The 23,096-nt window shown below is 65.7% G+C and carries 22 protein-coding genes and 1 tRNA gene; 5 read left to right on the top strand and 18 right to left on the bottom strand.

Annotated elements, in window-relative coordinates; translation table 11 throughout:
- Positions 1–36: 36 nt before the first annotated feature.
- Positions 37–792, bottom strand: coding sequence for an aspartate/glutamate racemase family protein (locus IB258_RS24165; protein WP_054451139.1), 756 nt, complete (start codon positions 790–792; stop codon positions 37–39).
- 249 nt (positions 793–1,041) lie between these two features.
- Between IB258_RS24165 and IB258_RS24160 the strand changes: the two genes are divergently transcribed.
- Positions 1,042–1,761, top strand: coding sequence for a GntR family transcriptional regulator (locus IB258_RS24160; protein ID WP_054451138.1), 720 nt, complete (start codon positions 1,042–1,044; stop codon positions 1,759–1,761).
- Between the two features lie 61 nt (positions 1,762–1,822).
- Here IB258_RS24160 and IB258_RS24155 read toward each other — a convergent pair whose 3' ends face one another.
- Positions 1,823–2,113 (bottom strand): DUF3579 domain-containing protein, encoded by a 291-nt coding sequence (locus tag IB258_RS24155; protein ID WP_013392635.1) that lies wholly within the window; start codon positions 2,111–2,113, stop codon positions 1,823–1,825.
- Between the two features lie 219 nt (positions 2,114–2,332).
- Between IB258_RS24155 and IB258_RS24150 the strand changes: the two genes are divergently transcribed.
- Both IB258_RS24150 and argF read left to right on the top strand, forming a co-directional pair.
- On the top strand, positions 2,333–3,514 hold the full coding sequence (locus tag IB258_RS24150) for an aspartate aminotransferase family protein (RefSeq protein WP_192353298.1): 1,182 nt from the start codon (positions 2,333–2,335) through the stop codon (positions 3,512–3,514).
- Between the two features lie 58 nt (positions 3,515–3,572).
- Positions 3,573–4,514, top strand: a complete 942-nt coding sequence (gene argF / locus IB258_RS24145; protein ID WP_054451338.1) for an ornithine carbamoyltransferase — start codon at positions 3,573–3,575, stop codon at positions 4,512–4,514.
- A 107-nt stretch (positions 4,515–4,621) separates the two neighbouring features.
- On the opposite strand, the gene IB258_RS24140 is transcribed toward argF, so the two are convergent.
- The 4 genes from IB258_RS24140 to IB258_RS24125 form a co-directional block, all read right to left on the bottom strand.
- Positions 4,622–5,185 carry a DUF4286 family protein gene (locus IB258_RS24140; protein WP_054451136.1) on the bottom strand — a complete coding sequence of 188 codons (564 nt, stop codon included), beginning with the start codon at positions 5,183–5,185 and terminating at the stop codon, positions 4,622–4,624.
- Positions 5,186–5,196: 11 nt separating this feature from the next.
- The gene (locus IB258_RS24135; RefSeq protein WP_054451135.1) at positions 5,197–5,727 is read right to left on the bottom strand and encodes a carboxymuconolactone decarboxylase family protein; all 531 of its coding nucleotides are present in this window, start codon (positions 5,725–5,727) and stop codon (positions 5,197–5,199) included.
- A gap of 2 nt (positions 5,728–5,729) precedes the next feature.
- Positions 5,730–6,683, bottom strand: coding sequence for a tripartite tricarboxylate transporter substrate binding protein (locus IB258_RS24130; RefSeq protein WP_119450511.1), 954 nt, complete (start codon positions 6,681–6,683; stop codon positions 5,730–5,732).
- Between the two features lie 70 nt (positions 6,684–6,753).
- The gene (locus tag IB258_RS24125) at positions 6,754–7,620 is read right to left on the bottom strand and encodes an amidohydrolase (protein ID WP_175162637.1); all 867 of its coding nucleotides are present in this window, start codon (positions 7,618–7,620) and stop codon (positions 6,754–6,756) included.
- Between the two features lie 97 nt (positions 7,621–7,717).
- Here IB258_RS24125 and IB258_RS24120 point away from each other — a divergent pair, with 97 nt between their 5' ends.
- Together IB258_RS24120 and argG are read left to right on the top strand one after the other, a co-directional pair.
- The gene (locus IB258_RS24120; protein WP_054451133.1) at positions 7,718–8,644 is read left to right on the top strand and encodes a LysR family transcriptional regulator; all 927 of its coding nucleotides are present in this window, start codon (positions 7,718–7,720) and stop codon (positions 8,642–8,644) included.
- Between the two features lie 82 nt (positions 8,645–8,726).
- A complete protein-coding gene (argG, locus tag IB258_RS24115; RefSeq protein ID WP_013392627.1) occupies positions 8,727–10,067 on the top strand; it encodes an argininosuccinate synthase in 1,341 nt (446 codons plus the stop codon).
- A gap of 332 nt (positions 10,068–10,399) precedes the next feature.
- Here the strand turns inward: argG and IB258_RS24110 are convergent, their stop codons facing one another.
- The 12 genes from IB258_RS24110 to rnr form a co-directional block, all read right to left on the bottom strand.
- The gene (locus tag IB258_RS24110) at positions 10,400–12,328 is read right to left on the bottom strand and encodes a potassium transporter Kup (RefSeq protein ID WP_054451132.1); all 1,929 of its coding nucleotides are present in this window, start codon (positions 12,326–12,328) and stop codon (positions 10,400–10,402) included.
- Entirely contained in the window at positions 12,325–13,440 is a 1,116-nt protein-coding gene (locus IB258_RS24105; protein ID WP_225590495.1) for a HAMP domain-containing sensor histidine kinase, read from the bottom strand. The genes IB258_RS24110 and IB258_RS24105 overlap by 4 nt, the downstream gene beginning before the upstream one ends.
- 66 nt (positions 13,441–13,506) lie before the next feature.
- A complete protein-coding gene (locus IB258_RS24100) occupies positions 13,507–14,178 on the bottom strand; it encodes a response regulator transcription factor (protein ID WP_006218435.1) in 672 nt (223 codons plus the stop codon).
- Between the two features lie 65 nt (positions 14,179–14,243).
- Complete coding sequence (locus IB258_RS24095) at positions 14,244–14,726, bottom strand: biopolymer transporter ExbD (protein WP_054451131.1); 483 nt, start codon at positions 14,724–14,726, stop codon at positions 14,244–14,246.
- Entirely contained in the window at positions 14,726–15,721 is a 996-nt protein-coding gene (locus IB258_RS24090) for a MotA/TolQ/ExbB proton channel family protein (RefSeq protein WP_054451130.1), read from the bottom strand. The genes IB258_RS24095 and IB258_RS24090 overlap by 1 nt, the downstream gene beginning before the upstream one ends.
- Before the next feature lies 1 nt (position 15,722).
- Positions 15,723–16,529: an energy transducer TonB gene (locus tag IB258_RS24085; RefSeq protein WP_054451129.1), complete on the bottom strand. Its 807-nt coding sequence runs from the start codon at positions 16,527–16,529 to the stop codon at positions 15,723–15,725.
- 248 nt (positions 16,530–16,777) lie between these two features.
- Positions 16,778–16,853: transfer RNA gene (locus IB258_RS24080), tRNA-Val, on the bottom strand.
- A 155-nt stretch (positions 16,854–17,008) separates the two neighbouring features.
- The gene (locus tag IB258_RS24075; protein ID WP_003812968.1) at positions 17,009–17,281 is read right to left on the bottom strand and encodes an HU family DNA-binding protein; all 273 of its coding nucleotides are present in this window, start codon (positions 17,279–17,281) and stop codon (positions 17,009–17,011) included.
- A gap of 350 nt (positions 17,282–17,631) precedes the next feature.
- Positions 17,632–18,312 carry a Fe2+-dependent dioxygenase gene (locus tag IB258_RS24070; protein WP_119450515.1) on the bottom strand — a complete coding sequence of 227 codons (681 nt, stop codon included), beginning with the start codon at positions 18,310–18,312 and terminating at the stop codon, positions 17,632–17,634.
- A gap of 58 nt (positions 18,313–18,370) precedes the next feature.
- A complete protein-coding gene (locus IB258_RS24065; RefSeq protein WP_192353297.1) occupies positions 18,371–19,615 on the bottom strand; it encodes a cystathionine gamma-synthase family protein in 1,245 nt (414 codons plus the stop codon).
- A 52-nt stretch (positions 19,616–19,667) separates the two neighbouring features.
- Positions 19,668–20,405, bottom strand: a complete 738-nt coding sequence (gene rlmB, locus IB258_RS24060) for a 23S rRNA (guanosine(2251)-2'-O)-methyltransferase RlmB (protein ID WP_192353296.1) — start codon at positions 20,403–20,405, stop codon at positions 19,668–19,670.
- Positions 20,406–20,535: 130 nt separating this feature from the next.
- Positions 20,536–23,010: a ribonuclease R gene (gene rnr / locus IB258_RS24055; protein WP_119450517.1), complete on the bottom strand. Its 2,475-nt coding sequence runs from the start codon at positions 23,008–23,010 to the stop codon at positions 20,536–20,538.
- Between the last annotated feature and the right edge of the window lie 86 nt (positions 23,011–23,096).

The following is a 23,096-nucleotide window of genomic DNA, read 5'->3' as shown; positions in this document are numbered from 1 at the left end:
GGGGTCGGGCCCGGCGCGGTGGGTAAGGCGAAAAGACTAGGAATGCGCGCCCGGACGGATCAGCGACAACCGCTGCGCGCGCTCCAGGGACGCCAGCGCCAGCACCTGGGCCAGGGCGGCGCGATAGGAATCGATGATGGGCACGGCCGGCAGGCGCGGCAGGCTGGGCAGGTAGCCGGCCAGCGCGGCGCCCGCCACGATCACCACGTCCGCCCCCTGCGCCACTGCGGCGTCCAGCGCACGGCTGACGTGCAAGGCCGACTCGGCCGAACGCGACACGTAGTCCAGGGCATTGCCCGGCAGGGCCAGGATGCCGGCGCAGCGGGACTCCAGCCCCAACTGGCGGATCTGTTCGCGCAGCATGCCGGGCCAGCGCTGGCCCACCGTCACGATGGCGTAGCGGTCGCCGCGCTGCATGGCGCTCAGGATGGAGGCCTCGGCCATGCCCACCACGGGCACGTCCAGGCGTTCGCGCACCGCGCCGATGCCGGGTTCGCCAAAACAGGCCAGCAGGCAGGCGTCGAATCCGCCGTCAGGCGCCTCGCCTGTCGCGCGCTCCACGACGTCCAGCACGGCATGGGCGGCAACGGCCGCCTCCGCGCGGCTGGCGATGTAGGCGGGGCCGAACCCGGCGGTGACCGCATGGATGCGGACCATGTCCCCGTAAAAGGCCTCGGCCTGGCTGGCCAGGCTGGTCGTCAGTTCGGACGTGGTGTTGCCATTGACCACCAGCAGGCGGTAAGGCGCGGAAAGGGACGGCTCGGTTGCGGCGGCCTGCGGTACAGCGGACATGGATCAGCCTTTGTGAATTTGTATACAAACAATCGAACCATTAAAGAACAATAGGATCCGTTTTGTATAAAAATTTGTATACGATTTATGTCGCCAATGTACTCCGCACAATCTCGCAGACAAGCTATCGCTAACCCTTAGCCCCGGGTGTAGTATGCTTTCCAGCACAGAGAAAAATGCGCGCCGGCAGCGCCTGCCGGACCATTCCAACACCCAGAAAAGCGCGCAGGCATAGGAGCCAACAAGAAGATGAAGTCCCTCGCGCCGGCGGCCGACGAGTCTGCCAAGAAAGACATCAGCCGCAACGAAATCGTATACAAAAATTTGCGCAGAGCCATCATCGAGCAGGCTCTGCTGCCCGGCGACAAGCTGCCCGAGGACATCATCGGCGAACGTTTCGGCGTCAGCCGGACCATCGTCCGCAGCGTCCTGACGCGCCTGTTCAGCGAAGGATTGGTGGATTTGCGGCCGAACCGCGGCGCCGCGGTGGCCCGCCCCAGCCTGGAAGAAGCGCACGACATCTTCGAGGCGCGCCGCTGCCTGGAACGCGACGTGGCGCGCCGGCTGTTGCAGCACATCACCGAGGCTGGACTGGCCAGGTTGGAACAGCACGTGGCACAGGAGGAGGAAGCCCGCAAGCGCAACAGCGCCAACGAGTCCATCCGGCTGTCAGGCGAGTTCCATATCCTGATGGCGGAGCTGTCGGGCAATGCGGTGTATGCGCGCTACGTGAACGAGATCGTGTCGCGCTGCTCGCTGATCCTGGCGCTTTACGGCCGGCCGCACTCGAGCGAATGCGCGGTCAGCGAGCACATGGAGATCGTGGCGGGCCTGCGCGCGCGCGACGAGAAGCACGTGCTGCATCTGCTGGAGCACCACCTGGAATCGGTGACCGCGCGCGCGCTGCTGACCGCGGACGGCCAGGGCGTGCGCGATATCCGCAAGATCCTGGACCGCTACGGCACCTAGGGGCGTGCGGCGTCCCCCAACGAAAAAGCGCCCGGTGAGGGCGCTTTTTTGGTTGGGGAGGCTAGATTTCGCGCTCTTCCGTCTTGAGGTTATTGTCGCGAGCGAAATCCACCACGAACTTGTACGCCAGCGGTTCCAGATCGCGCAAACGCAGATCGACCACGATCCCGCGCACGCCGTCGATCACGACGGGCAGCACATAGGGCGAATAGGTGAGGTGGTTACCGGCACAGCCGGCGGGCCGGAATTGTGCCATTACGCCGGCGAGCCGTTCCGCCCAATCGCTGGGGCGAAAGCGGCTACCGCTTTCGGTAACGCCATGAATTACGAATTGTCTGACGCGAGTTGCCATGAGTTCTTCACTACAGCGCGCCCTTCACGAAAGCCGGATCTTCGGCGTGATCAAACATGCGCCCTGCGCCGCGAATTGTATATGATTGATCCTTTGCCCTCTTTCAAAAAGCGATTCGCCTGGGAAAACGAGCTGCCGGCGCTGCCAAACCCGGCGGCATCCCACGGGGACTCCGGCTGAGTCCCGGCGCAATCCGCTTCATCCACGGGAGGATCCGCGATGACTTCGCCTCTGGCCAATATCTACGCCCGGCTGCCGGTATCGTTCACGCACGGCCAGGGCGTCTGGCTGTGGGACGCCGAAGGCCGCAAGTACCTGGACGCGCTGGCCGGCATCGGGGTGTCCTGCCTGGGCCACGCCCATCCGAAACTGGTGGCCGCCATCAGCGAGCAGGCCGCCCGCGTCATCCATACCTCGAACATCTACGAAGTGCCGCAGCAGACTGCGTTGGCCGCTCGTCTGACGCAACTGTCGGGCATGCAAGAGGTCGCATTCAACAACAGCGGCTCCGAGGCCAACGAAGCCGCGATCAAGCTGGCGCGCTATTACGCGTACCAGCGCGGCAACAAGCACGCCCACATCATCACGATGGATTCGTCCTGGCATGGCCGCACGCTGGCCACGCTGGCGGCCACGGGCAGCGAAAAGGCGCGCAAGGGCTTCGAGCCCCTGCCCTCGGGCTTCATCCAGGTGCCCTACAACAGCGTGGACGCGGTGCGCGCCGCCGGCGACGCCGAGCCGCGCGTGGCCGCGGTGCTGCTGGAAGTGCTGCAGGGCGAAGGCGGGATCCGCCCCTCCGACATCGCCTATCTGCAGGAAGTGCGCCGGCTGTGCACCGAGCGCGGCTGGCTGCTGATGATCGACGAAGTCCAGTCCGGCATCGGCCGCACCGGCAAATGGTTCGCCCACCAGTGGGCCGATATCGTCCCCGACGTCATGACGCTGGCCAAGGGCCTGGCGGGCGGCGTGCCCATCGGCGCCATGCTGGCCGCCGGCCCGGCCGCGGGCGTATTCACGCCAGGCAGTCATGGCACCACCTTCGGCGGCGGCCCGCTGGTCTGTGCGGCCGGGCTGGCCGTGCTGGATGCGCTGGAATCCGAAAACCTGCTCGCCAACGCCCACGATGTAGGCAATCACCTGAAAGCCGCCCTGGCCGATGCGCTGGCCGGCGTCGCGGGCGTCACCGACATCCGCGGCCGCGGCCTGATGCTGGGCATCGAGCTGGCGCGCCCCTGCGGCGTGCTGGCCCTGCGCGCCATGCAGGCCGGCCTGCTCATCAACGTCACGCGCGACCGCGTGATCCGCATGCTGCCGCCACTGCTCCTCAACCGCGACGAAGCCGACCGCATCGTCGCCATCCTGGTTCCGCTCATCCAGGAATTCCTGGCCGAAACACCATAAAATCAACGTCCCGCCCGGGCCATGAGCCTGGCCGGACCCTATGACCTGCGACATCACCATGACACCTCCCACGACTCAAAACGGCCCGCTGCGGCACTTCCTGCAGTTCAAGGACTTCTCGTCCGCCGAGATCGCCTACGTGCTGGACCGCGCGCGCCTGATCAAGGACAAGTTCAAACGCTACGAACCCCACATGCCGCTGCACGACCGCACGCTGGCAATGGTGTTTGAAAAGGCCAGCACGCGCACCCGCGTGTCGTTCGAGGCCGGCATGTACCAGATGGGAGGTTCGGTCATCAACCTGACCTCCAACGATTCGCAGCTGGGCCGCTCCGAGCCCATCGAAGACACCGCGCGCGTCATCTCGCGCATGGTCGACATCGTCATGATCCGCACGTTCGAGCAGACCCGCATCGAGCGCTTCGCCTCGCACTCGCGCGTGCCGGTGATCAACGGCCTGACCAACGAATTCCACCCCTGCCAGATCCTGGCGGACATCTTCACCTACATCGAGCACCGCGGCCCCATCGCCGGCAAGACGGTGGCCTGGGTGGGCGATGCCAACAACATGGCCTACACCTGGCTGCAAGCCGCGGAAATGCTGGGCTTCACGCTGCACGTGTCCACCCCGGCCGGGTACGAGCTCGAAGCCTCGCGCATCGGCACGCCGCCCGCCACGGTGCTGCGCCAGTTCAAGGATCCCATGGAAGCCTGCAAGGGCGCGCACCTGGTCACCACCGACGTCTGGACCAGCATGGGCTATGAAGCCGAAAACGAAGAGCGCCGCGCCGCTTTCGCCGACTGGTGCGTGGACGCCGAAATGATGGCCGCCGCCGATCCCCAGGCCGTGTTCATGCACTGCCTGCCCGCTCACCGCGGCGAGGAAGTCACCGGCGAAGTCATCGACGGCCCGCAAAGCGTGGTCTGGGACGAAGCCGAAAACCGCCTGCACGTGCAGAAGGCGCTGATGGAATTCCTGCTGCTGGGCCAGATCAAGTAGCACCGCCCCCAGACGGAAAAGCCTGCGCATCTTGCGATGCGCAGGCTTTTTTCATGGGCGCGGCAGGCCCGCCTTCGAATCCGATGGATGCGGCGGACGCCGCGCAATTACAGAATCCGTTTGAACATGGTCCGGCGCGTATTGCGGAACGACGGACGCACACGGCCGCTCCAGTCGCTGGCGCGCACCGCCAGCCAGGGCGGGCTGCCAAAGGTTTCGCGCGTGTGCAGGTCGTAGCAGGCCAGATAGCGCGGCGACTCGTCGCGGCACTCATACCGCATGGCGCGCACCGTGCCTGGCACCGATGCCAGGCCCGGCAGGTGCTCCTGGTCGTACCAGGCATTCAGGTCGGCGTCGGCCTCGGGCAGCACGTCGGTTTCGACGATGTAATGCCACGGCGCGTCCTGCCCCGCCGAAGCGCCTGCCAGGTCCAGCGTCAGGTGCAGCACGCGGCTGTGCGCGCCCGGGAAGCTCTCGGCCAGGCGCGCCTGCGCTTCGGGGAGAGCCGCCGCCGATCCGCGCAGATAGACGTAGGTTTCGTCCTCTTCCACGGCGGCGTACGCGGCGGCGCACAAGCCTTCCAATCCCTGGGTCAAGGTCTGTTCAAGTTCGCGTGCGCGCGGCTCGTCGAAGCGCTCGCCCAGCGACACCAGCAATACGGTTTCCTGCACTCCAGTCTCCTTTAATGTCCTACGCGCAAGGCCACCAGGAAGCGCGACACCATGTTGTACGCGCCCACGGTCGCCGCCAGTTCCACCAACTGCGTGTCATCGTAGCGCGCGCGCAGCGGCGCGAACACGGCGTCCGGCACCTCGATGTCGCGCGTCATGGCGTCCGTCAACGCCAGCACTTCGGCCTCGCCGGCTTCCAGGCCTTGCAGTTCCGACGGCGCCGGACCGCCGCGCAACGCGTCCACCAGCGCCTGCGGCATGCCGGCAGCCAGCGCGTGCGGCACATGCGCCTCGAACTCGTACGGTGCGTTGTTCAAGGTCGCCACGCGCAGGATGATCAGCTCGCGCAGACGCGGCGGCACCGCCGTGTTCAGGCGGATCGCGGTCAGCATGGCTTCCCAGCCCTGGACCACGGCCGGACTGTTCAACAGCACCTGGTACAGCGGCGAGATGCGCCCCCGCGCAGCCGATATCCGCGCCTCGATCGCGGCCAGTTCCGGGCGGCTGCCCGGCGTCACCAGCCCTACTCTGCATGCGTTCATCTTCACTCCGGACGGATGTTCTTGCGCTGGATCAGCGAGGTCCACTTTTCGCGGTCGGACGCGATCAGGGCAGCCAGTTCCTGCGGGCTGCCGGGAGCGGCCTGGGCCCCGAACTTCTCCAGGCGGGCGCGCACGCTCTCCGTGTTCAGCGCGGCGCGCACGGCCTGGTTGAGCTTGTCGATCGTGGCCGGCGGCGTGGCGGCGGGCGCGACGATGCCGTACCAGTTGTTGGACTCCACGCCGGCGATGCCCTGCTCGGCCAGGGTCTTGACCTCGGGCAGCAGCGGATGGCGGGTCGGCGCGGCGATGCCCAGGGGCTTCAACTTGCCGCCCTGGATATGGCCGATCAGGCCCGGCACGTCGCCGAAGAAGCCGGACACCTGGTTGCCCATCACGTCATTGATGACCGGCGCCGCGCCCTTGTATGGCACGTGCATCACGTTCGCCTTGCTGGAATCGGCGAACATTTCCAGGGTCAGGTGGGGAATGCTGCCGATGCCCGACGAGCCGATCGCGACCGATTGCGAGGCGGCCTGCGACTTCTTGACGAAGTCCGCCGCGTCGACCGCCGGATTGGACGGATTGACCACGAACACCGTGGCGTTGTTGACCACCTTGGACACCGGCGCGAAATCGCGCACGGGGTCATACGGCAGGTCCTTGTACAGCGCCGGGCTGATCGCGACCGCGCCCACGCTGGTCAGGAACAGCACCGAGCCGTCGGCGGGCGCCTTGGCCACGTAGGCCGCGGCGATGTTGCCGTTGGCGCCGGCCTTGTTCTCCACGATGACCTGCTGCTTGAGCTCCTTGCCCAATTGCTCGGCCAGCACCCGGCCGACCAGATCCACCGGCCCGCCAGGCGGGAAGGCAATGATGAGGCGCACCGGCCCATCGGCATGGGCGGATCCCAGGGCGGCCAGGCTCAGCAGGCCGGCGGACAGTATTTTCTTGAACATGGTGTCTCCTGATTGAATGGAATTTTCTTGTCGTTCGCGCGCCGCCTGATGGCGGCGGCGTTTGCCGCGCCTACTCGAATCCGTACAGCCGCGCCGGGTTGTCCACCAGGATGCGCTGGCGCAAGGCCGCATCGGGACAAGCTTCAAAAAACAGGTCGACCAGCTCGCCGTCGTCGGGCATATCGCCCGCCACGTTCGGATGCGGCCAGTCCGTGCCCCACAGGCAGCGATCGGGCAACGCCTCGGCCAGCGCGCGCACAAAGGGCAGGCCCTCCGCGAACGGCCGCTTGCCCGATGCGATGCGGTCGATGCCCGACACCTTGACCCAGGCCTGCGGCACCTGCGCCAACCCCAGCAGCGCCTGCATCGCAGGCGACGCCAAGCCATCGCCCGCCTTCAACCGCCCCATGTGGTCGACCACGAAGGGCAGCGGCAGCGCGGCCAGGCGCGGCAGCAGCTCCGGCAGCATCGCGCCGTCCAGGTGCAGGCACAGATGCCAGCCCAACGGCGCGATCAGCGCCACGACCCGGTCAAAGACAGCGGGATCCGGCGCGCCGCCCAAATGCGGCACGAAGTTGAAACGGGCCGCGCGCACGCCACCCTCATGCAATTGCCTGACGCCGGCCTCGGTGGCATCCGCTCCCAGCAGGGCCACGCCGCGATAGCGGCCGCCGCTTTGGGCCAGCGCGTCCAGCAAGGCGCGGTGGTCCGAGCCATGGCAGTTGGCCTGCACCACCACCGCGCGCTCCACACCCAGGCGACTGTGCAGCGCCGCCATGGCCTGGTAAGGCGCATCCGGCGGCGTGTACGAGCGCCCCTCGGCGTACGGAAACACGTCGGCCGGCCCGAACACGTGGCAATGCGCATCGCAGGCGCCCGGCGGCAAGGCGTGGCGGGGACGGGACGGCGCGGCTAGCGGAGGACGGCAATCGGGCACGGGCGGGTTCCTGCGTTGAAAACGCCATGGTCCCGGATTGCCCGCCGCCCAACAATGCTATATCTTTGATTTCAGATATAGATTTTCCAAATATCCGATGGACCTCAAGCAGATCGAATACTTCCTGCGCGTGGCCGAGAGGCGCAGCTTCTCGCGCGCGGCCGAAATGCTGGACGTGGCGCAACCCACGCTCAGCCGCCAGGTCCGCCTGCTGGAACTGGAGCTCGGCCAGCATCTGCTCTACCGCAACGGCCGCGGCGCCGAACCCACCGAAGCCGGCCTGCGCTTCCTGGAGCATGCCCGCGCCCTGCTGACCCTGGCCGAACGCGCCAAGGAGGACCTGCAGACCCTGCGCGAGACGCCCACGGGCAAGGTCGTGGTGGGCCTGCCGCCCCGCATCGCGCGCGTGCTCACGCCCCCGCTGGTGCAGGCCTTCCGCCGCAGCTTCCCCGAGGCCTCCATCGCCGTTGCTGAAGGCCTCAGCGCCCAGGTGCGCGAATGGCTGCTGGCCGGCCGCGTCGACCTGGCCCTGCTCTACGACCCCGCGCCCTCGCCCCAGTTGGCCTACGAATCGCTGTTCCGCGAGGACCTGGTGCTGGTGGCCGCGGCCGGCCACGAGCCCGCGCTGCCCCCGCGCGTCACCGTGGCGCAACTGGGCGACTACCCGCTGGTGGTGCCCAGCCTGCCCAACGCCATCCGCACCCTGGTCGAAAGCGTGTGCCGCGCCCAGGGCGTGCGTCTGACCATCGCCGTCGAGGTGGACGCCGTCCAGACCATCGTCGAACTGGCCGCCCAGGGCGACGCCTACGCCATCCTGCCGCGCTCGGCCGCACGCGGCCCGGCGGCGGAACATGAGCTGTCGTTGTGCGACATCGTCGACCCGACCATCACCAATGATCTGGTGCTGGCCAGCGCCCGCCACCGCCCCGCCACCCGGCTGGCCGCCGCCACCGCGCTCCTGATCCGCCAGCTGGAGCTGCCGGCCCTGTTCGCCCCGGCGGCCCGACCGCGGCAAAAGAGTTAAAATAGCGTCCGTTTCTCTTGTTTGGCGGCTAGCAGCTGTCAAAGTCTGCTGTCCAAGTCCTGTTGGCGTCTCACTTCAAACAATGACCACTATCCTCCCGAACCTTCCCACCGGCCAGAAGGTCGGCATCGCCTTCTCCGGCGGCCTCGACACCAGCGCAGCGCTCCTCTGGATGCGCAACAACGGCGCCATCCCCTACGCCTACACCGCGAACCTGGGCCAGCCCGACGAGTCCGACTACGACGAGATCCCGCGCAAGGCCATGGCCTACGGCGCTGAAAAGGCCCGCCTCATCGACTGCCGCGCGCAGATGGTGGCCGAAGGCATCGCCGCCCTGCAATCGGGCGCGTTCCACATCTCGACCGCCGGCATCACCTACTTCAACACCACCCCCATCGGCCGCGCAGTGACCGGCACGATGCTGGTGGCCGCCATGAAGGAAGACGACGTCAACATCTGGGGCGACGGTAGCACCTTCAAGGGCAACGACATCGAGCGCTTCTACCGCTACGGCCTGCTGACCAACCCGGACCTGAAGATCTACAAGCCCTGGCTGGACCAGCGCTTCATCGACGAGCTCGGCGGCCGTTCGGAAATGTCCGAGTACATGCGCCAGGCCGGCTTCGACTACAAGATGTCGGCTGAAAAGGCCTACTCCACCGACTCCAACCTGCTGGGCGCCACCCACGAAGCCAAGGACCTGGAGCACCTGAACTCCGGCATCCGCATCGTCAAGCCCATCATGGGCGTCGCCTTCTGGCGCGACGACGTCGCCGTCAAGGCCGAGGAAGTCACCGTCCGCTTCGAGGAAGGCCACCCGGTCGCCCTGAACGGTGTGGAATACAGCGACCCCGTCGAACTGATGCTCGAAGCCAACCGCATCGGCGGCCGCCACGGCCTGGGCATGAGCGACCAGATCGAAAACCGCATCATCGAAGCCAAGAGCCGCGGCATCTACGAAGCCCCGGGCCTGGCCCTGCTGTTCATCGCCTACGAGCGCCTGGTCACCGGCATCCACAACGAAGACACCATCGAGCAGTACCGCGAAAGCGGCCGCAAGCTCGGCCGCCTGCTGTACCAGGGCCGTTGGTTCGACCCGCAAGCCATCATGCTGCGCGAAGCCGCCCAACGCTGGGTCGCCCGCGCCGTCACCGGCGAAGTCACCATCGAACTGCGCCGCGGCAACGACTACTCGCTGCTGAACACGGAATCGCCCAACCTGACCTACGCCCCCGAGCGCCTGTCCATGGAAAAGGTCGAAAACGCCCCGTTCACGCCCGCGGACCGCATTGGCCAGCTCACCATGCGCAACCTCGACATCGTCGACACCCGCGGCAAGCTCTTCACCTACGTGAAGACCGGCCTGCTCGCCTCCTCCGGCAGCTCGCTGCCGCAGCTGAGCGACGAAGGCAAGAAGAAGTAATTCTTCAACGCCATAAACCAGAAAGCCCTTCGGCACGCCGAAGGGCTTTTTGTTTGGCGAAGAGCGATCGGGCGCCAACCTCGATGAGAGCGAGCCCACTAAAGACAGTCACGACCAGCGCGCAGCGTCATCACCTACCGCAAGACACCGCGTAAGCCCCCAAAGGCCGCCTGCGCGGCCGGCCGGGGGCGAGCCCCGCAAGATCGTCCACCACACCCCACCCTAGGCGAGAACGCCAAGCACACCGCCCTCCCCAGCAACGGGACACATTCAGCCCCCGCCGCCCCAGGCGTCAACAGAATGCAAATCACCACCAAGGAGCAAGCAAGAGCCTAAAGCTCCACCTGCATCCCCATCTCCACCACCCGATTAGCCGGAATCTTGAAGAACTTGGTACTCCGAGTAGAGTTCCGCGCCATGAACGAAAACACCGCCCGCCGCCAGCGCCACAGCGCCGGCTTCTTCGCCGCCACCACCGTCTGCCGCGACAGGAAGTAGGAAGTCCGCATCGGCTCCAGATCGATCTCCGGATACGCCTCAGCCACCAGCCGCAGCGCCTCCGGCACATCCGGATCTTCCTTGAAGCCGTAGTTGATCGTCGCCTGCCAACTGGACGCCGACAGCTTGGTCACGGAGAAGCGCTCCTCGGGCGAAACATAGGGCACGTCCGCCACCAGAATGGTCAGGAACAGCACATGGTCATGCAGCACCTTGTTGTGCTTCAGGTTGTGCAGCAGCGCCGGCGGCACATTGCCCGAGTTCATCGTCATGAAGATGGCCGTGCCCGGCACGCGCGACGGCGGGTACTCTTCGAGCTGCGCCATGAATTCCTTGAGCGGCTGGCGGTCCCGCTGCTGCATCTCCGACAGCAGCCGGCGGCCGCGGCGCCACGTCATCATCAGCGTGAACACCACGATCGCCACCAGCAGCGGCAGCCAGCCGCCCTCGTGGATCTTGAACACGTTGGCCGAGAACAGCAGCACATCGAACAACAGCAACAGGCCCAGCGCCACCATCCACAGCACACGCTTGATGCCGGTCGAACCGCGCGGCAACACCGCGAAAGCCAGCACCGACGTCGTGAACATCGTCCCCGTGACCGCGAAGCCATAAGCGGCAGCCAGGTTGTCCGAATTGCGGAACAGCAGGACCAGGATCAGCACCGCGCACAGCAGCAGCGCATTGACCTGCGGCAGATAGATCTGGCCCTTCTCGATGGCCGACGTATGCAGGATCTGCATGCGCGGCCAGAAACCCAGCTGCACCGCCTGGCGCGTGACCGAATAAGCGCCCGAAATCACCGCCTGCGACGCCACGATGGTCGCAATGGTGGCCAACGCCACCAGCGGTGCCAGCCCCCATTCCGGCGCCATCATGAAGAACGGATTGCGGATCGCGGTCGGATCGCGCAACAACAGCGCGCCCTGGCCGAAATAGCACAGCGTCAGGGCCGGCAGCACCATGCTGAACCAGGCGCGGCGGATCGCCGGACGGCCGAAGTGGCCCATGTCGGCATACAGCGCCTCGGCGCCGGTCAAGGCCAGCACCACCGCCCCCAGCAGCACGAAACTGATCCACGGAAACTCGACGATGAAACGCAAACCCCACATCGGATTCAAGGCCCGCAGCACTTCCGGCGTCTGCCAGATCTGCCAGCCGCCCAGCGCCGCCAGCGTGCCGAACCACAACAGCATCACCGGACCGAACAGCTTGCCCATGGCGCCCGTGCCGTGCGACTGGATCGCGAACAGCGCAATCAGCACCACCAGCGACAGCGGCACGACCCAGGCATCCAGCTGATGCGACACGATGCCTATCCCTTCGAGCGCCGACAGCACTGAAATGGCTGGCGTGATCATGCTGTCGCCGTAGAACAGCGCCGCGCCGAAAATTCCCAGCACGATCAGCACCCAGCGCAGCTTGCCTTCACGCCCGCGCACCGCCAGTTCCAGCAAGGCCAGCGTGCCGCCCTCGCCGCGGTTGTCGGCGCGCAGCACCAGCGTCACGTACTTGAACGACACCACCACCATCAGCATCCAGAACAGGATGGACAGCACGCCCAGCAGGTGGGCAGGCTCCAGGTCGGTGTGCACGCTCAGTCCCGTCAGACAGGCCCGCAGCGTATACAAGGGACTGGTGCCGATATCGCCGTACACCACGCCCAGCGCCCCCATGATGAGGGCGGCCCGCGACGATGGCGCGTGCCCGCCGAGTGTTTGCCCGTTGGACGACGAAGGAACGCTGGCCGAACCTTGGCTCATGATGTAGGTTCTTGACGAGTAAGTTGGGCGCCCTTGCGGGGGCCGGGAAACACGACGGACAGCCGTGTTCCTGCAAAGTCCGGACGGCTGGTGAGTTTCCACCAGGCGCCATGCGCGTGCGCGATTTCCCGCACGATGGCAAGTCCCAGGCCCGACCCGCCCGCGGTCGCGGTGGGAGAACGGTAGAAGGCCTCGAACACCCGTTCGCGCTCATCGGGAGAAATGCCCGGCCCATCGTCCTCCACGGTCAGCGAAGGCGGATTGGCGCCGACGATCAGCGTGATGCGGCCGGTCTTGTTGCCATAGCGCAGCGCGTTGTCGATGAGATTGCCCAGCAGTTCGGCCAGCAGCAAGGGATCGGCGTCGATCCAGATGGGCGCGTCCGGCGCGACCAGATCCAGCTCGTAGTGCGCCTCGCGCACCCGCGGAAACCATTCCGCGCCGTTCGCCCGCACCCATTCGCAAAGGTCGATGCGCACGAAGCTGTCCTGCGGACGGGCGTTAGGATCGGCGCGCGCCAGAACCAGCAACTGCTGCCCCAGGCGGATCATGCGGTCGCTCACCGCCTTGATGCGTTCGGCCCGCGCGCGCACGTCGTCGGGCAAGGGGCGCGCCAGCATCAATTCCGACTCCAGGCGCAACCCCGACAAAGGCGTGCGCAGCTGGTGCGCCGCATGGCCGATGAAGCGGCGCTGCGCCGCCAGCGAGGCATCCAGGCGCAGCAGCAGATCATTGGTGTGCGTGACCAGTGGCTCGATTTCGACCGGCACGCCGGCCACTTCCAGCGGCTGCATGTCGTCGATGGAGCGTTGCCGGATCTCTTCGGACAGGTGGTTGACCGACCGCAGCCCCGAACGCACGCCCTGCATCACTACCCAGGTGAACAGCGCGATCAACGCGACCTGCCCCACCACCATCAGCCAGAAGAAATCTTCCAGCATCCAGAGCGACATGTCGATCTTGTGCGTGATGACCCAGGTGGCCGCCAGGTCCAACAGGACCAGCAGGAGGATCGGCGGCATCAGGCGGATGACCAGATGCCGCGCCAGCGAACGGGAGGGAAGCAAGGGGCGGGAAACCGGAGTAGCGGTAGGAGTGCGTTCCTGCATCATGACGCAATGCCCTCGCCTAGGCGTATGGATGCGCGCGGCCGGTGCGACGCGGCCGCAGCCGGCCCGTCAGGCCGTTTCCACATCCAGCATGTAGCCAAAGCCGCGTACCGTTTGAATGCTGGCACCAGTGCCTTCCAGGCGCTTGCGCAGGCGGTACACGTAGACTTCGACGGCGTTTTCGCTGAAATCGGCATCCCAGGCCGACAGCGAGTTCACGATCTGGCGCTTGGTCACGACGCGACCGACACGGGCCATCAGCATTTCCAGCACGGAAAGCTCGCGCACCGACAGCGACAGGCGCTGGCCATTGGCGCGGACTTCGCGGCCAACGGTGTCGAACACCAGCGGGCCGACTTCAATCAGGGGCTGCGCCTGGCCGGCGCGGCGCCGGCCGAAGGCGCGCACGCGCGCCGCCAGCTCGGGCAGTTCGAAAGGTTTGGTGACGTAGTCGTCCGCCCCGGCGTCCAGGCCGGCGACGCGGTCCTCGATGCCATCGCGGGCGGTGAGGATCAACACGGGAACCTGGTTGCCGTCCTGGCGCAATTGCCGCAGCACGTCCAGCCCGCTCATGCCCGGAAGGTTGAGGTCGAGCAGCATGAGGTCGTAAGGCTGCCCCGCCAAGGCGCCCAGAACCCGGTCGCCCTCGGTCAGCCAGTCGACCGCATAGCCTTGGTCGGCCAGAAATTCCTGGAGCGCGTGGCCCAGGGTGGTGTCGTCTTCGATTACCAGAACTCGCATGCGGCGATTCTAGCGCGATCCCGGCCGGAACGGGGCGCGAAATGCGCCCCGGGGCCGGGAAGCGTTCAAGGTGCGGACGGAGCCGGGGCGGCCCCGGCCGCAGCGGGCGCTGCTGAGCCGGCGACGCCGCCGGACGGAGGCGTGGTCACGAACCCGATGCGCGTCATGCCCGAACGGCGGGCCGAAGCCATGACCTTGGCCAGGGTCTCGTAACGCGTGTTCTGGTCCGCGCGGATGCGGATCTCGGGTTGCGGCTTGGTGCCGGCGATCGACTTGAAGCGGTTGGGCAGGTCATCGATATTGACCGGCTTCTCGTCCCAGAACAGCGCCCCGCTGGCATCGATGGCCAGGTCGACGGTCTTGGGTTCTTCCTCGATCTGCTCGGCGGCCACCTGGGGCATGTTGATCTTGATCGAATGCGCCAGCAGCGGCGCGGTGATGATGAAGATCACCAGCAGCACCAGCATCACGTCGATCAGGGGCACCATATTGATCTCGGAAACCGTATGGCTTCCGGATCCCTTGCCCTCGAAGCTGCCAAAGGCCATTATTCGCTCCCGCGTTGAGCCGCAGCGCCGTTGCCGTTCTGGCGGCGCAGGGCGCGCACCTTGCCGTCGGACAGAGCGACCTGCTGGCCGGTGGTCAGGAACGCGAACAAGTCATGCGCAAAGGCATCCAGGCGCGACAGGAACACGCGGTTGTTGCGCACGAAGGTGTTGTAGGCCAGCACCGCGGGAATGGCGACCGCCAGGCCCAGGCCCGTCATGATCAGCGCTTCGCCCACCGGACCGGCGATGCGGTTGATGGTCACGCCGTCGGACAGGCCGATGCCGACCAGAGCATGGTACACGCCCCACACCGTGCCGAACAGGCCCACGAACGGCGCCGTCGAACCCACCGAAGCCAGCACGGTCAGGCCGTTTTCCAGCTTCGCGGTTTCTTCGTCGATGACCTTGCGCATGGTGCGCGTGACGAAATCGGAGTTGCTGCCCGACTCTTCAAGCTTGGTCGCGCCGAACTTGTTGTGATGCGCCTGCGCATGCATGGCGTGACTGGCCAGGTGCGAGAACGGATCGCGCGCGCCATGCGTGACGATTTCGTTTTCGACCTGTTCGAGCGAGCTGGCGTTCCAGAACTTGTTCAGGAAGTCCGCGGAGCGCTTGCGCATGCTGACGTTGCTCGCGACCTTGACCAGGATCAGGTACCAGGTCACAAGCGACATCAGGATCAGGATGATGAACAGGCCCTTGCCGACGAAGTCGCTTTGCGCGATGAAGTGCATGAAGCCCATGTCGGGGACCGCGGCGGGGGCCGGCGCGGCAGGCAGCGCCGAGGGCAGCGCGGCGGCGGCGCCGTGCAGCGCGTCGGCCGATTGCTGGACAGCGCCGGCGGCTTGCTGAGCCGTGGCACCGACCGCCGAGGCGGCTTGTTGAGCTGCGGGCGCGGCCGCAGCCGCGGCAGGCGCAGCGGCGGCGGCAGCCGGCGCTGCCGGGCTGGTGGTCGCCTGCGCCACCAGGGTGGCGCTATGCAGTGCGTTGGACATCTCAGTTCCTCATTACGAAATCGAACGGAATTTTGGCTTTGGCGGGATAGGCCACGCCGTTACGGGTATACGGTTTGAAACGACCCTTGCGGGCGGCTGCCAGCGCCGATTCGTCCAGGCGCGGAAAGCCCGAGGACGCATCGATGGTTGCCCGCTCGACCAGCCCCTGGGTGTTGATCTCGACCAGCACCACCACGCGACCCTCTTCCCGCATGCGGCGCGATGCCATCGGGTAATTGGGCATGGGGCGCGCCCCCTGGAATTCGATGCTGGATACCAGCACCGGCTGATCCGGCGGCGGCCCTTGCTGCGGCCCTTGCGGCGCCTGCGTGCCTTCGGGCGCGCCACTGGGCGGCGCCTTTGGCGCTTCCGGCTTGGGCTCGACCTTGACGTCCTGCTTGGGCTCGGGTTTGGGTTTAGGCTTGGGTGGCGGCTTGGGCTTGGGTTTGGGCGCCGGCATCGGCGGCTTTTCAACCACCGGTTCCGGTTCGGGTTCAGGTTCCGGCTCGGGCTTGAGTTCAGGCTCCGGTTCGGGCTCGACCTCGGGCTGCGGCGGCTCGGGCGGCGTTTCCGTCACCGGCTGCGGCTCCTCGGGAGTGGGCTCGGCCTTGGCGATCTGGGGAATGGGCGCATCCACCACGCTCACCATGATGGCTTCGGGTTCTTCGAGTTCAGGACGATTCTCGGGTGCCATGAAGATGGCGCCTACCACTGCCGCATGCAGCGCCAGGACCGTCAGGCCAGCGCCTGCGCGTATACCGAATGAAGAGCGCGAAGAAGAATTCCAACCGCGTTGAAAACTAGGCATGAATCAGCCAGGGTGCATTGACTTATCCGGCCAGCCAGGAAAGACGCACACGCGATGGCGACGCCGGCTGACCGGTACAAGCCCACAATAATATCTTAAATGCGAATGATTCGCACGTCCTATTTCATCTGATCCCGTCCTACATTTCTGAGCGAGATCAACCGGCACGAGCGATGCGGCGCGCGCAAAACAAAAAACCCGCCACCATGACGTGTGCGGGTTTTGTGTGGAGCGCATATCGGAGCTTTTGGTGGGTGCTACAGGGGTCGAACCTGTGACCTACGCCTTGTAAGGGCGCCGCTCTACCAACTGAGCTAAGCACCCATTTTGATGCAGCCTCAAGACGAAATTCGCGAAAAATCCGTACAAGCAACTGCCAACCGGGGCACTCAAAAGCAATACGCGGGCCGGAGTATACCGGACCGCGCAGTTGTGGGCAAATCGCCAGGCCTGAATGCCTGCGACCCGCCCGCCGTCCATTAGTTGACGGCGTCCTTCAGGGCCTTGCCCGGACGGAACTTCGGCACCTTGGCCTTCTTGATCTTGATGGTTTCGCCAGTGCGCGGATTACGGCCGGTGCGCGCGGCGCGAGCCGACACAGCGAACGTGCCAAAGCCAACCAACGTAACCGTACCGCCCTTCTTCAGGGTGGTCTTGACGGCACCGATCAGGGCGTCGAGCGAGCGACCAGCGGCGGCCTTGGAGATGTCGGCCTTGCTGGCGATGTGATCGATGAGTTCGGTTTTGTTCATTCAGGTGTACCCCTCACAAGGTATGGAGTCTGCCGGAGTGCAGTTCATGGCCGTCATGATGGACGCCGCAGAAGACGCAAAACCGACAAACGACGAACAGACAGTGGATAAACTTTTTTCTTGCGCTGCGAAGCACAACTTTTAAACTGCTGCGCCGCCTGGATTCAATGGCAAATTGCCTTCAAATCACCAGCGACGCAGACGTGTATTAGGCCTTGGCGTGGCGCGGCTGTCAAGCGAAAACCTCACCACAACCCGCGTCAATACTAGCTTTTAGACCGTTTCGCAATAAACAGAAACACGCATTTCGGGGTTTGCGCGACACCCTCGAACGCGATCGTTAACTTGCGTCAGACATCGGCCCATCGACGCAGCAAATTGTGATAAATGCCGGTGAGTTGCACGATGGAGGGATGCCCCGCGGCATCCTGATTCAAGCGCTGTATGGCCACATCCATGTCCAGCAGCAGTGCGCGCTGGCTGTCTTCGCGCACCAGGCTCTGCATCCAGAAAAACGACGATACGCGCGCGCCCCGCGTCACCGGATTGACCTTATGCAGGCTGGTGCCCGGGTACAGCACCATATGCCCTGCGGGCAGCTTCACTGCGCGCGGACCATAGGTGTCGTCGATGACCAGCTCGCCGCCATCGTAGGAATCGGGCTCGGAAAAGAACAGCGTGGCCGAGAGGTCCGTGCGCACGCGCTCAGCCGTGCCGGCGATGCCGCGCACCGCATTGTCCACGTGATAGCCGAATGCCTCCCCGCCCTCATAGCGATTGAACAAGGGCGGAAAGATCTTGCGCGGCAGCGCGGCCGACATGAACAGGTTGTTGGCCGCCAGGCGCTGCAGGATCAGATTGCCCAACTCCTGCGCCAGGGGATGCTGCTCCGGCAGTTGGCGATTGCGCTTGACCTCGGCCGACTGATAGCCGGCGGTGACCTTGCCGTCGACCCAATCGGCGGCGTCCAGGCGGCGCCGGATCTCGGCCGCCTCTTCTGGCGTGAAAACTTCTGCGATCTGTATGAGCATGGGCGCTATCCCGATTGCGTTGCAGGCGCGCCCGGCCACCGGTCGCGCGCGTGCCGCATTATCCCAGCAGGCAGCCGTTGAGCGCCTGATCGAAATCAAACAGCAGATCGGCCTCGTCTTCGATGCCCACGGACACGCGGATGAGACTGTCCGCGATGCCCATCTGCTTGCGGCGCTCGGCGCCCATCTCGTAATAGATGGTGTGGGCGGCAGGCAGCGCCAGGCTGCGCGTATCGCCCAGGTGAGTCGCCATCAGCACGATGCGCAGGCGGTTCAGGAAATCAAAGCAGTCCACCCCGTCCGCCAGTTCGACGCCCAACAGGCCGCCGAAGCGCGAGCCGAACAACGCCGCCGCGCGCGCATGCTGCGGATGGCTGGCCAGCCCGGGGTAATGCACCTTGGCCACGCCCGGATGATCCTCAAGGAAGCGCGCCAGCGCCAACGCGTTGGCGCAGTGCTTGGCCATGCGCAGGGCCAGGGTCTCGGCGCCTACCGCGATGCGGTGCGCAGGCTCGGCTGCCAGGGTCCCGCCCATGTCGCGCAGGCCCTTCTTCTTGACCTGCGTGAGCCCCCAACTGGTGGACGGTCCCTTGCGATAGGCCTCGTAGATGTTCGCGTAATTCGACCAGTCATACAGCCCCGTGTCCGTGACGGCGCCGCCCAACGCATTGCCATGGCCGCCGATGTACTTGGACAGCGAGTTCATCACCAGGGACGCCCCGACCGAGACAGGCCGGAACATCCAGGGCGAGGTCAGCGTATTGTCGACCACGTAGACCAGGCCCTTCTCGCGGCAGATTTCTCCAATCACGGCCAGGTCAGCAACCTGCGTGCCCGGATTGGCGATGGTCTCGGTGAAAACCATGCGGGTGTTGGGCTGGATCGCCGCACGCACCTGCGCCGAATCCGTCGCGTCCACGAAGGTGATTTCCACCCCCAGTTCCAGCAGCGTGCCCAGCAGGCTGTTGGTGTTGCCAAACACGAACTGGCTGGACACCAGATGGTCGCCTCGGCGCAGCAGCGTGGTGAAGATGGCGGCCAGCGCCGCCATGCCGGTCGCGAAGCTGACCGTGCCCTTGCCGCCTTCCATCTGGTTGACCTTGGCCTCCAGCGCGGTGGTGGTGGGCGTGCCTTGGCGGGCGTAGGTAAAGCCGGCCTTGCCCTGAAAGACCGCGGCCAGCTCACGGGCGTCTTCGTAGGCGAACTCCGAGGACGGATGCATGGGCTTGTGCACCGCTCCGTGCTCGACGGATTGCTTGCGGTCGGAATGGAGGATCGTGGTGGTAAAGCCGTTCTGGTGCATGATGGGCTGACGCGAAGAGGATATGGTCTACAAGATAGGTAAGACGGATGAATCAGGAACGGCGCTGGCGCACGGTTTCATAGAGGCAGACGGCGCTGGCCACGCTGACGTTCAGGCTTTCCACCGAACCCAGCATGGGGATGCTCACCAGTTGATCGCAGGTTTCCCGCGTCAGGCGGCGCATGCCCTCGCCTTCCGCCCCCATGACCCAGGCCATGGGCTGGCGCGCATCGATCTGATGCATGCTGTCGGTGGCCTGGTCGTCGGTGCCCACCAGCCACACGCCACGGTCCTTCAGGCTGCGCATGGTGCGCGCCAGGTTGGTCACCATCAGATAGGGCACGGTATCGGCCGCGCCGCAAGCCACGCGCTGCACGGTTGCGTTCAGGCCGACGGCCCGGTCGCGCGGCGCGATGACGGCGTGCACGCCGGCGGCATCCGCGGTACGCAGGCAGGCGCCCAGGTTGTGGGGATCGGTCACGCCATCCAGGATCAACAGCAGCGGCGGGCCTTCGATGACATCGAGTACCTCATCCACGTCCACCGCCAGTTGGCGCTCTTCGGCCAGCGCCACCACGCCCTGATGGCGGGTGCCGCGGGACAGGCCGTCCAGGCGCTCCATGGGGACCGGATGCAGGCGGCAGCCCGCTTTTTCGGCCTGCTCGATGAACGTCTGCATCCGCTTGTCGCGGCGCGACGCCTCTACATAGATTTCCTTGATCGAGTCGGGCGCGTGGCGCAGCCGCGCAACAACCGCGTGAAACCCGGCCAGGACTTGGGTCGACGCCATAAATGCAATACCTTTAGATAAACGAATACCCGCCCCAGAGCGGGGCGGGCCACCGGACCAAGCCGGCCATAGATGCAATGTTACCCCTTATGGCGCAGCCGCCATACGACGGCCTCGCCATAAGGAAGTGTCAGTGGCGCTTGTGCGCGGCCTTCTTGGCCGGCGCTGCGCGCTTGGATGCCTTGGGCGCCCGCGGCGGCTTGCTGGCCTTCTTGGCCTCGGCGCGGCGCTCCTTGGCGGTCTGGCCCTTCAGGGCGGCGGGCTTGGGCGACGCGGCCTTCTTGACACGGCGCGAGGGCTCGTCCGGGCTGCGGGCCGACGCCTTGCGCAAGGCGTCGAAGCTCGTGCCCTGCACCAGGCGGAACTCGATGCGGCGGGCTTCGAGGTCCACGCGCGACACCTGCACCTGCACCTTGTCGGTCAGGCGGTAGCGCATGCCCGTGCGTTCGCCGCGCAACTCGTGCAGGGCATCGTTGAACTGGAAATACTCGCCGCCCAGTTCGGAAACATGCACCAGCCCTTCGACGTGCAGGGTGTCCAGCGTGACGAAGATGCCGAAGCTGGCGACGCCGGTAACGGTGCCGCTGAAGTCCTCGCCCACGCGCTCCTTGACGAACCAGCACTTGAGCCAGGCTTCGACGTCACGCGACGCCTCGTCGGCGCGGCGCTCGCTGGCGGACAGCACCAGGCCCATCTTTTCCCAGATGGCATGTTCGTGCTCGCGCTGCGTGCGGCCGATCACCACAGGCTGGTCTTCCAGGCTGGGCACATAGCGCTGACCGGCCAGCAACGCCTTGATGACACGATGCGTCAGCAGGTCGGGATAGCGGCGGATGGGCGAGGTGAAGTGGCTGTAGCCGGGATAGGACAAGCCAAAGTGGCCCATATTGTCGGGGCTGTAGACCGCCTGCTGCATGGAGCGCAGGCACATCGTCTGCAACAGCTGGTAGTCGGGGCGTCCGCGCACCGAATCCAGGAAGTCGCCGTAATCCTTGGCCGTGGGCGTCTCGCCGCCGCCCAGCGACAGGCCCATGGTGCGCAGGAATTCGCGCAGCGACTGCAGGCGTTCGGGCGTGGGGCCTTCGTGGATGCGGTACAGGCCGGGATGCTTGCTGCGGGTCATGAAGTCGGCCGCGCAGGTATTGGCGGCCAGCATGCACTCTTCAATCAGCTTGTGGGCATCGTTGCGCACCGACGGCACGATTTGCTCGATGCGGCCGAGCTCATTGCAGACGATCTTGGTCTCGACCGTGTCGAAGTCGATTGCGCCGCGCTTCTTGCGCCCTTGCGCCAGCAGCTGAAAGAGTTCATACAGGTGCTGGACCTGGGGCATGACGCTGCGCATGGCGTGCGCGGCAGGACCGCCGGGCTGTTGCAGGGCGGCCCAGATGTTCGTATAGGTGGTGCGCGCATGCGAGTGCATGACCGCGTTATAGAACTGGTAGGCCGTAACCGTACCAGCCTTGGCGCCGCTGGCCGGAATGACCATGTCGCAAACCAGCACCAGGCGGTCGACGTCCGGGTTCAGCGAACACAAGCCGTTGGACAACGACTCCGGCAGCATCGGGATGACCCGGCGCGGAAAGTACACGCTGGTGCCGCGTTCGATCGCGTCGTCGTCCAGGGCGTCACCCGGACGCACATAGTGGCTGACGTCGGCGATGGCCACCAGCAGGCGCCAGCCCGGGCGCTTGCGCTGGCCCGCGCCCAGCTCCACGGGCTCACAGTACACCGCGTCGTCGAAGTCGCGCGCGTCCTCGCCGTCGATGGTGATGAGCGGCACGTCGCGCAGGTCGACGCGGTCCTTGAGATCGGTCTTCCTGACCACGTCCGGCAGGCGTGCAGCCTGCTTGAGCGCGGCTTCCGAGAAATCGACCGGCACGTCGAACTTGCGCACCGCGATCTCGATTTCCATGCCGGGATCGTCGATCTCGCCCAGCACCTCGGCCACACGGCCCAGCGGCTGCGTGTGGCGAGTGGGCTGCTCCATGATTTCAACCGCGACCACCTGCCCATGCTGGGCGCCGTTGGTGTCGCTGGGCGGAATCAGGATGTCATGCTTGATGCGCTGGTCCTCGGGCACGACGATGGACAGGCCATGCTCGTGCAGGAAGCGCCCCACCAGCTTGTTGGTGCGGCGCTCGATGACTTCGACGATGGTGCCTTCCGGCTTGCCGCGGTATTCGCCAGTGGGTTTGACCAGCACACGGTCGCCATGCAGCACCTTGAGCATTTCGCGCGGCGACAGGAACAGATCCGGGCCGCCGTCGTCACGCAACAGGAAGCCGAAGCCGTCGCGATGCCCCAGCACCTTGCCGGCGACGAAGTCCAGTTTGGTGGCCAGCAGCAACACGCCCTTGCGGTTGGGCATCAATTGGCCGTCGCGCTCCATGGCGCCCAGGCGGCGCTCAAATCCCACCATCGTCGCGGCGCGCTCGACGCCCATGCGTTCGGCCAGTTCCACCGGAGACAGCGGCGAGCCTGCGGCGCGCAGCGCTTTCAGGATGGCTTCACGGGACGGGACATCAGGATCGAAGTCCGGCGGCGCTTCGGGCAAGGGTGTTGATCTGTTGTTATTCGATTCGTTATTCGATCGTTTTGCCAAAGCTAAAATTTCCGTATATAATGCGCAGCTTCTGTGGTTCGCCCAAGGCTGAACACTGAAGCAGAAAATGGTCAGAAGGGCCGGGA

The organism is Achromobacter sp. ACM02, from assembly GCF_014851605.1.
Taxonomy (GTDB): domain Bacteria; phylum Pseudomonadota; class Gammaproteobacteria; order Burkholderiales; family Burkholderiaceae_B; genus Achromobacter; species Achromobacter aegrifaciens.
Note: the sequence above shows the minus strand (reverse complement) of the source record. Positions and strands in the feature narration are given on the sequence as shown.

Coding starts and splice junctions, on each gene's coding strand:
- IB258_RS24135 (WP_054451135.1), bottom strand. CDS start 5,727: ATGAACGCATGCAGAGTAGGGCTGGTGACGCCGGGCAGCCGCCCGGAA.
- IB258_RS24130 (WP_119450511.1), bottom strand. CDS start 6,683: ATGTTCAAGAAAATACTGTCCGCCGGCCTGCTGAGCCTGGCCGCCCTG.
- rlmB (WP_192353296.1), bottom strand. CDS start 20,405: ATGGCGTCGACCCAAGTCCTGGCCGGGTTTCACGCGGTTGTTGCGCGG.
- IB258_RS24075 (WP_003812968.1), bottom strand. CDS start 17,281: ATGAACAAAACCGAACTCATCGATCACATCGCCAGCAAGGCCGACATC.
- IB258_RS24155 (WP_013392635.1), bottom strand. CDS start 2,113: ATGGCAACTCGCGTCAGACAATTCGTAATTCATGGCGTTACCGAAAGC.
- IB258_RS24065 (WP_192353297.1), bottom strand. CDS start 19,615: ATGCACCAGAACGGCTTTACCACCACGATCCTCCATTCCGACCGCAAG.
- IB258_RS24095 (WP_054451131.1), bottom strand. CDS start 14,726: ATGGCCTTTGGCAGCTTCGAGGGCAAGGGATCCGGAAGCCATACGGTT.
- IB258_RS24070 (WP_119450515.1), bottom strand. CDS start 18,312: ATGCTCATACAGATCGCAGAAGTTTTCACGCCAGAAGAGGCGGCCGAG.
- argG (WP_013392627.1), top strand. CDS start 8,727: ATGACCACTATCCTCCCGAACCTTCCCACCGGCCAGAAGGTCGGCATC.
- IB258_RS24110 (WP_054451132.1), bottom strand. CDS start 12,328: ATGAGCCAAGGTTCGGCCAGCGTTCCTTCGTCGTCCAACGGGCAAACA.
- IB258_RS24090 (WP_054451130.1), bottom strand. CDS start 15,721: ATGTCCAACGCACTGCATAGCGCCACCCTGGTGGCGCAGGCGACCACC.
- IB258_RS24150 (WP_192353298.1), top strand. CDS start 2,333: ATGACTTCGCCTCTGGCCAATATCTACGCCCGGCTGCCGGTATCGTTC.
- IB258_RS24120 (WP_054451133.1), top strand. CDS start 7,718: ATGGACCTCAAGCAGATCGAATACTTCCTGCGCGTGGCCGAGAGGCGC.
- IB258_RS24105 (WP_225590495.1), bottom strand. CDS start 13,440: ATGATGCAGGAACGCACTCCTACCGCTACTCCGGTTTCCCGCCCCTTG.
- IB258_RS24165 (WP_054451139.1), bottom strand. CDS start 792: ATGTCCGCTGTACCGCAGGCCGCCGCAACCGAGCCGTCCCTTTCCGCG.
- argF (WP_054451338.1), top strand. CDS start 3,573: ATGACACCTCCCACGACTCAAAACGGCCCGCTGCGGCACTTCCTGCAG.
- IB258_RS24085 (WP_054451129.1), bottom strand. CDS start 16,529: ATGCCTAGTTTTCAACGCGGTTGGAATTCTTCTTCGCGCTCTTCATTC.
- IB258_RS24160 (WP_054451138.1), top strand. CDS start 1,042: ATGAAGTCCCTCGCGCCGGCGGCCGACGAGTCTGCCAAGAAAGACATC.
- IB258_RS24100 (WP_006218435.1), bottom strand. CDS start 14,178: ATGCGAGTTCTGGTAATCGAAGACGACACCACCCTGGGCCACGCGCTC.